The 7,126-nt window shown below is 65.6% G+C and carries 5 protein-coding genes; 3 read left to right on the forward strand and 2 right to left on the reverse strand.

The features are described from left to right. Window positions 1–238 precede the first annotated feature (238 nt). The 3 genes from EOA24_RS22115 to EOA24_RS22125 are packed head-to-tail and all read left to right on the forward strand — an operon-like array spanning window position 239 to window position 3,442. Window positions 239–781, forward strand: coding sequence for a helix-turn-helix domain-containing protein (locus EOA24_RS22115; protein WP_126081692.1), 543 nt, complete (start codon window positions 239–241; stop codon window positions 779–781). Further along, window positions 778–1,872, forward strand: coding sequence for an HlyD family secretion protein (locus EOA24_RS22120; protein ID WP_126081693.1), 1,095 nt, complete (start codon window positions 778–780; stop codon window positions 1,870–1,872). The genes EOA24_RS22115 and EOA24_RS22120 overlap by 4 nt, the downstream gene beginning before the upstream one ends. 7 nt (window positions 1,873–1,879) lie before the next feature. Then, window positions 1,880–3,442: a DHA2 family efflux MFS transporter permease subunit gene (locus EOA24_RS22125; protein WP_126081694.1), complete on the forward strand. Its 1,563-nt coding sequence runs from the start codon at window positions 1,880–1,882 to the stop codon at window positions 3,440–3,442. A 27-nt stretch (window positions 3,443–3,469) separates the two neighbouring features. On the opposite strand, the gene EOA24_RS22130 is transcribed toward EOA24_RS22125, so the two are convergent. Further along, entirely contained in the window at window positions 3,470–3,694 is a 225-nt protein-coding gene (locus tag EOA24_RS22130; RefSeq protein ID WP_126081695.1) for a hypothetical protein, read from the reverse strand. A gap of 103 nt (window positions 3,695–3,797) precedes the next feature. Then, window positions 3,798–7,126 (reverse strand): autotransporter outer membrane beta-barrel domain-containing protein (locus EOA24_RS22135; RefSeq protein WP_127410060.1); only part of this gene is annotated, 3,329 nt, incomplete at its 5' end.

Consider the following 7,126-nt stretch of genomic DNA (forward strand, 5'->3'; position numbering starts at 1 on the left):
GGCCTGGGCTTCGCCGCCGATGCGATCGCCGGCGAAGCCCAGGCCGCTTAAAGCGCCTGCGAAAAATCATCCTCCCGAAGGGCGGCGCTTGCGTCGCCCTTTTTGTTTGCAGCAACGGCTCGTGCAAGTTCGTTCGCGCCGGCTCGATATGCAGCGCCGGCGCGTCCGATCATACTGACTTGCATAATGCAATCGACTTGGCTATATCTAACTTTCATTTTGAAAGTGAGTCACGAGAATGGTTGCCAGGACGAGCTTCGAAACGCGCCCATGCCCCATCGCGCGCAGCCTCGACGAGGTCGGCGAGTGGTGGAGCATCCTGTTGCTGCGCGACGCCTTCCAGGGCCTTACCCGCTTCGACCAGTTCCAGAAGAGCCTTGATATCGCGCCCAACATGCTGACGCGGCGGCTGAATAGCCTGGTCGAGCGCGGGCTGTTCGAGAAGCGCGCCTACTGCGAGCGGCCGCTGCGCCATGAATATGTGCTGACGGCCAAGGGCCGCGATTTCCGGCCGGTGCTGCTTACGCTGCTTGCCTGGGGCAACCGGCACCTGGCGCCCGAGGGCCCGAGCCTTGTCGTGGTCGACACGGCGGACGGGCGCTGGGCCGATCCGGTCCTGGTCGACAAGGAGACCGGCAGGCAACTCGACAGCGGCGGCTTCGCCTTGGCCACCGGGCCGAGGGCCAGTGATCGCATGCGGCGGCACTATCGCTTCAGCAGCCAAGGGCCGGGCCTCCCGCTGATCGAGAACGGCGGCCAGGAAGAGGCGCGAAGCAGATGAACAAGGCTCTTTCCCCGGCCGAGTTGCAGGCCTCCGTCGTTGAAGCCCCGAAGCCGGCGAGGAAGCGGCGCAAGCCGCTGCTGCTCGGGGCAGCCCTGATCGCTATCGCTGCCGCCGGTTGGTTTGGCGCCGAGTGGTGGCAGGCCAACCGCTTCATGGTAACGACCGACGACGGCTATGTGGGCGGCAATGTCACGCCGCTGGCGCCGCGCGTCGCCGGCCATATCGACCAGGTGCTCGTCGAGGACAATCAGCATGTCAGCGCCGGCCAGCCGGTCATCCGCATCGACGACAGGCCGTTCAAGGCGGCGCTGGAACGCGCGCAGGCATCGGTGCAGCAGAAGCAGTCGGCGCTCGACAATCTGCGTGCTCAAATCTCACTGCAGAACTCGCTGATCGAGCAGGCCAGCGCCGATCTCGAGGCGAAGAGCGCCGCCGCTCTCTTCACGGCGCAGGATGCCAAGCGCTACGCGGTGCTCGCCAGCGCCAGGACCGGCTCGCAGCAGGATGCCCAGAAGAGCGCCGCGGCCGACGGCCAGGCGCAGGCCTCCGTCGCCGCCGCGCGGGCCGCGCTTGCGGCGTCGAGGCAACAACTCGACGTCCTCAACACCCAGATTTCGGAAGCGACGGCGGAAGTCGCGGCGGCCAAGGCGGATCTCGACACCGCCCGGCTCGACCTCGGCTTCACGGAAATCCGCTCGCCGATCGACGGCATCGTCGGCAACAGGCTGGCGCAGGTCGGCACCTATGTCTCGCCGGGCAGCTATCTGCTGACCATCGTTCCCGCCTCGGGCCTATGGGTCGACGCCAATTTCAAGGAAGACCAGTTGCGGGCGATGGCCGACGGGCAGGCCGCTACCGTCTATGCCGATATCGCTCCCGACCAGCCGCTCAAGGGCCATGTCACCAGCCTGGGGCCGGCCACGGGGGCGATCTTCAGCGTCATCCCGCCGCAGAACGCGACCGGCAATTTCACCAAGATCGTGCAGCGGGTGCCGGTGAGGATCGCGATCGATGCCGACCAGGCGGGCAAGGTGGCGCTGCGGCCAGGCCTGTCCACCGTCGTCACCGTCGATACCGGATCGCATTGAGGGCGCCATGTCAGCGCCGGCCGCCCCGCAATCCTTCCTCGCCAGCATCCTGCCATTCATGGTGATGTGCGTGGGGATGTTCATCGCGCTGCTCGACATCCAGATCGTCGCCTCCTCGCTGCAGGATATCGGCGGCGGCCTGTCGGCCGCGCAGGACCAGATCGGCTGGGTCCAGACCTCCTATCTGGTGGCGGAGATCATCGTCATCCCGCTGTCGGGCTGGCTGACGCGGGTGTTTTCAACGCGCTGGCTTTTCACCATCTCAGCGGCCGGCTTCACGCTTGCCAGCATGCTGTGCGGCTTTGCCTGGAACATCGAAAGCATGATCGTGTTCCGGGCGCTGCAGGGGCTGCTCGGCGCCTCGATGATCCCGACGGTGTTCACCTCGTCCTTCCACTATTTCCAGGGCCCGAGGCGCCTCTATGCCGCCGCCGTCGTCGGCAGCATCGCCTCGATCGCGCCGACGCTAGGGCCAGTCATCGGCGGCTGGATCACCGACACGTTGAACTGGCACTGGCTGTTCTACGTCAATGTCATCCCCGGGGCGGTCATCACCGTGCTCGTCGCGCTGCTGGTCAAGATTGACAAGGGTGATCTGTCGTTGCTGAAGGGCGCGGACTATATCGGCATGGCGCTGATGGCGGTCAGCCTTGGCACGGCGGAATATGTGCTGGAGGAAGGCTCGCGCTGGAACTGGTTCGACGACGCCACGATCCGCAACGGCGCCGTCGTCGCCGTGGTCACGCTCATCCTGTTCGTCGTCCGCAGCCTGACCTATTCGCAGCCGGTGGTCGACTTCCGCGCCTTCGGCAACCGCAATTTCGCCATCGGCTGTTTTTTGTCCTTCATCACCGGCATCGGCATCTTCGCCACGATCTATCTTACGCCGCTGTTTCTCGGTTATGTGCGGGGCTACAACGCGTTCGAGACGGGGCTGGCGGTGTTCTCCACCGGCGTTGCCTCGATGGTAGGCGTTCCGGTATACATCTTCCTCGCCAAGCGCTTCGACACGCGCTGGCTGGTGATGTTCGGGCTGGCCTCCTTCGGCGCCTCGATGTGGAGTTTTTCCGCCATCACCAGCCAGTGGGGCTCGGCCGAGCTTCTCCTGCCGCAGATCTTTCGCGGTTTCCCACAGGTCTTCGCCGTCGCGCCCAGCGTCAATCTCGGGCTCGGCAGCCTGCCACCGGAACGGCTGAAATATGCCAGCGGCCTGTTCAACACCATGCGCAATCTGGGTGGCGCGGTCGGCATCGCGATTTGCGGCGCGATCCTCAACAACCGCACCAACTTCCATTTCCTGACGATCGCTTCGCATCTGACGCCGCAGAACGAAGCGGCCATGCGCCTCGTCGACAACGTCGCGCAGCGCTATGGACAGCTGCCCGGCGCCGTCGACGACGGCCATGCCGCGGCGCTGAAGCAGCTCTGGCAGCTCGCTTATCGCGAGGCTTCCACCATGGCCTATGCGGACGCGTTCCTGGTCATCATGGTGGCGTTCGTCATCGCCACGGCGCTGGTGCCGTTCCTGCGCAACGTGACGCCGAAGGCGCCGCCGCCGGATGCGCATTGAGGGGTGCGCGGTTCGCGGCGACGCAGTTTACCGCGACCCCGCCCCAAACCAGCGGATAAAGGCAGCATCCTTGCCGGTGATGTCCTTCACCGCTTTCAGCAACGCCTCGTGCAGGGTTTGCATGGAGCGGTAGTGATCGCATTGCGTCGATATCAACGGGGCCACAATACTGCGATGCAGCTCTCCCGCCGCCATCAGGAACCGCTCAAGCTCCGACTCCGATAATTGCTTTGCCTTGTTGCGACGAACCACCGCGACCTCCTGCGAGAATCGCCCCACCAAGGATTAAATTCCTATACGCGTCGGAAAGTTTCCAGCGACCGCTGGTTGCCTTTTTCGGCCTATTGCCGCCAGCCTACCACTTCACGCTGAAGCCTACCGAGCCGCCGAAGGCATGACTGTCGCCGAAATCCTCCAGGCTGGTGCGCGCCAGCAGCTCGCCATGGACGGAATAGTGATCGTCGGCCCAGCTCAGCGAGCCGCCGACGCCGAGGCCGCCCCAAAGCTGCTGCGGCTTGCTGGTCAGCCTGGTGCCCGAGACGTCGACATCGGTGCCGTCGAGGAAGTCATAATAGAGATTGGCGATGCCATAGACATGTGAGCGGCTGGTCTGGCCCGCGCTGCCCTTCCACTCGCTTTCATAGTCGGCGGAGAGGCCGAGGCGGCCGATCAGGCTGTCGCTGCTGCCGTTGGAGACCAGCGCGCCGTAAGGATCGGTGAAACTGTCGAAGGCGACCGAGGCATAGGAGAGCTGGGCCTGCGGCGTCAGCGACCAGTTGCCATGAAGCGCGATCTTCTGCCCGGCCTCGATGCCGAGGCCGTAGCCGAAGCCGTTGTTGCCGTCGGCGAGCTTCCTGCCGAGCGTCGCGGAGGACAGATCGCTGTCGAACCAGGTGAGCTCGGCCTGGGTGTCGACATAAAAACCGTTCTTGCCGTACCAGGTCAGCGTGCCGCCGAAGCCGTAGCCGGTTGCGTCGATCGAGCCGGTGCCGAAGGACGAGGAGACGTCCGATTTTACCGTGCCGTAGTGGACGGTGAGACCGCCGACCAGCATGCCGGAGGCAGTCTCGGAAAGCAGCATGTCGAGACCAGCCTGCAGCCGCCACAGATCGGCGTCATAATCGGTGCCGGTGGTGCTCGTGCCCGGCTCGAATTCGCTGTGCGAGGCCTCGATGCGCCCCCAGATCGGGTTGCCGCGCTGGGTGCCTGCCGCCGATTGCGCCTCGCCGCCCCACGAGCGGTTGCCGATGCGCTGCTGCAGCGTGCCGAGCTGGGTGAAGCTCTGCAGCACGCCGGCATAGGCCTCGTAGACCGGCACGGCGGGTGAATAGAGCGGCGAGGTCGGGCCGCCCGGATCGACGGGATTGATCAGCGCCGAGCGCAGATACCAGTCGCCGTCGGCCGGCGTGCTGACGCCGTTATGGTAGAGCCGATAGGCATAGGCGCCGGCGACCACCGCCTGGTCGCCCTGGAAGACGTAGTCGCCCTGCAGGTTGAAGGTGCCGGCGGAGACGCCGCCGACATCGACGATCTTGATGCCGTTGACGGTCTGCGCGCCGGCGCCGCCAAGGCCGATCACCTTGACGTTGGCGGTTCCGGAAGTGTTGCCGGTGATGATGAGCTTGTCGGTGGAAGATGCATCGCCGTCGAGGATCGCTTCGATCTCGACTGTGCCGCCGGCGCCAACGAAATTGCCCTGGATGGTCAATTGGCCGATCGAGTTGCCGGGCGCGATGACGCCGCCGGTCTGCAGCGTCGTCGACCCCACCGTGCCGTTGCCGCCGAGAGCGCCGCCATTGAGGATGGTCACCGCGGAGTTGGCAAGCGAGCCGTTGACCGAGAGCTTGCCGGCCCCGATCGTGGTTGCGCCGCTCAGCGTGTTGATGCCGGTGAGGTTGAGGTTGCCGCTCCCCGTCTTGGCCAGCGTGCCGGTGCCGGAGATAACGCCGGAGAAGATCGCATCGGCCGGCTGGTTGAAGACCAGGGCCGCGTTGTCAAGGATATCGCCGGTGCCGAAGCTCGTTGCCTGGCCGATCAGCGTGCCGGTCGAGATCGTCGTGCCGCCGCTGTAGGTGTTCGTGCCGGAAAGCACGAGCGTGCCGGTATCGGTCTTCACCAGGCCGCCGGTTCCGGCGATCGCAGCGGCGATGGTCGCCGTCACGCCGGCGTCGGTCCTGATCATCGTGGCGGCGGTGTTGGTGGTGAGCGTGTCGCCGTCGATCACATAGCCGTTGGTCATGAACTGCATGCCGGTGAAGCCGACCGTGCCGGCGGAATCATCCACCGTGACGGTGCCGGCCTGACCGGCGAACACCGCGAAATCCTGACCCCACTTGCCGTTGATCGCGCCGTCGGCTTCCGTCCAGTTGCGGTTCGTCGCATCCCACACGCCGTCACCGCCGTCGATCACGCCGTTGTCGTGCAGCCCCGTATTGCCGCCATCCCAGAAGCCCAGCGTCACGCCGGCGCTGGAGATCAGGTTCACCTCACCGGCGATGCTGGTCTGGATGAAGAGATCGCTCGCGGAGACGGGCGTGGTCCCGAACTCAAGCCCGTTGTCCGTCAACGCACCGCCGTAATTCATGAGCCGGTAGACGCCGGGGCCGAAGCCGCCGACATCGGTGATGTTCAGCGTGCCGTCGAGGGTGAGATCACCGTTGACCACGATCAAGTCGTTGACGCCGCTGCCGACCGTCCCGGGAGTGCCGAGCTCGTAGTCGAGTTTCGCGCTTGCGTTGAGCGTCAGCGAGCCGACCGTGAGCGTGCCGGGGCTGTCGCCCGGCGCGATGGTGCCATCTACCGTCACCGGCCCCGCGATGGTTCCCACGCCCGACAGGGTGCCGGAACTGCCGACGCTGACGGCGGTATTTCCAAGCGAGCCATCGACGCGCAGCCTGCCTGCGTCGACCGTCGTCGCGCCGGTATAGGTGTTCGTACCGGAGAGCGTGAGCGTGCCGGTGCCCAGCTTGGCAAGAGAGCCGCCGGCGCCTGAGATCGAGCCGGAGAACGCGGTGCTGGCGTCGCCCCCGATCGCCAGTTTCCTGTCGCCGAGAGCGACATTGCCGGCGCCCGACAAGGAGCCGATCGTCTCGTCATCGCTGTCAATGCCCGTGATGCCAGAGGAGATGGAGGGCCGCGCGAGCGACAGCGTGGCGCCGGCCGCCACTGTCACGGCCGAGGCGTCGGGAATGGAGTCGATGCCCGTACCGACCGCATAGAGCGTGCCGCCCAGGATTTGTGTCGCGCCCTGGTAGCTGTTGTTGCCGGCCAGAACCTGTCGGTAGGCGCCGTTCTTGACGAAGCCGCCGGTTCCGCTGATGCCGCCGTAGAACAGCGCGATCGTGTTGGCGAAATTCGTGCTGGTGGTGAGGTCGCCGACAAGCTCCACCGTGCCGGCATCGCCAGACAGTGTGCCGATGGTCTCGTCGTCGAGGACGCGGAACACACCGGCTTGCGCAATCACCGCAGACTGGTCGCCGATGGCGTTGCCGCCCTTGGCCTCGAGGGTCCCGCCCAGAATCCGCGTGCCGCCGGTATAGCTGTTGTTGCCCGATAAGGTCAGCGTGCCGGCGCCGGTCTTGGTGAGAAGGCCGCTGCCGCTGATGGTACCCGTCAAGCCAAGGTTGGCATCAGTCTGGACCGTGCCATTGTCGGTCAGGGCGACATTGCGGCTGCTGGTGAAGG

It is taken from the genome of Mesorhizobium sp. M2A.F.Ca.ET.039.01.1.1 (assembly GCF_003998035.1).
Classification (GTDB): domain Bacteria; phylum Pseudomonadota; class Alphaproteobacteria; order Rhizobiales; family Rhizobiaceae; genus Mesorhizobium.

Bases quoted from the DNA above. Each gene is read 5' to 3' on its own strand.
- EOA24_RS22125 (WP_126081694.1), top strand. From the start codon at position 1,880: ATGTCAGCGCCGGCCGCCCCGCAATCCTTCCTCGCCAGCATCCTGCCA.
- EOA24_RS22120 (WP_126081693.1), top strand. From the start codon at position 778: ATGAACAAGGCTCTTTCCCCGGCCGAGTTGCAGGCCTCCGTCGTTGAA.
- EOA24_RS22115 (WP_126081692.1), top strand. From the start codon at position 239: ATGGTTGCCAGGACGAGCTTCGAAACGCGCCCATGCCCCATCGCGCGC.